Here is a 605-nt window from a genome sequence, read left to right as displayed (position 1 = left end):
GCCTCCTTCTAGCCTGGTCCATCGTTATCGAAAGTCGGTCAATTCAAATCATGGGGTTTACTTATAGGCGAAACGTAATAAACGATTCCCGCCAAAATCACCTACTCTATCTTACCGATTATAATACGCATGACAAGCCTTGGGATGCGCACCGCTGCCAATCTGACGATGTTGGCCAGATATTACGCGGGCGTTTTGGAGTTTGAGCGGTATGCGCAGCGCATGGCGGAATGCAGCGGTGTATTGCGTTTCGGCTGGCAAACCGCGCCAGATACGGGCGAGAGCCGCCTAAGGCTACGCGAGGCGCATTTTTGCAGGGTGCGTCACTGTCCCGTCTGCCAGTGGAGGCGCACCCTCATGTGGCAAGCCCGATTCTATCAAGCGATGCCGCGTTTAGCGGCAGAGCATCCCAAAGCGCGTTGGATCTTCCTGACGTTGACGGTTAAAAACTGCCAAATCAGCGAATTACGCGACACTCTCAAGCATATGAATGCGTCTTGGCAGCGGTTAAAAGATCGCAAGGAATTTAAGACTGTTTCCGGTTGGATAGCTCGACGGAAGTCACGCGCGGCAAGGACGGCACCGCACACCCGCACTTTCACGCG

General features: G+C 53.9%; 1 protein-coding gene. It reads left to right on the top strand.

Annotation, left to right across the window (positions count from 1 at the left end; translation table 11 throughout):
* Positions 1-129 precede the first annotated feature (129 nt).
* The coding region (locus DZ54_RS23105) for a protein rep (RefSeq protein ID WP_338057085.1) at positions 130-605 on the top strand (476 nt) is incomplete at its 3' end.

Origin of the sequence: Salinivibrio socompensis S35 (assembly GCF_000513715.1) — a bacterium.
In the GTDB taxonomy this organism is placed as follows: Bacteria; Pseudomonadota; Gammaproteobacteria; order Enterobacterales; family Vibrionaceae; genus Salinivibrio; species Salinivibrio socompensis.
The sequence above is the reverse complement of the archived record's forward strand: the minus strand, read 5'-3'. Positions and strand labels throughout refer to the sequence as shown.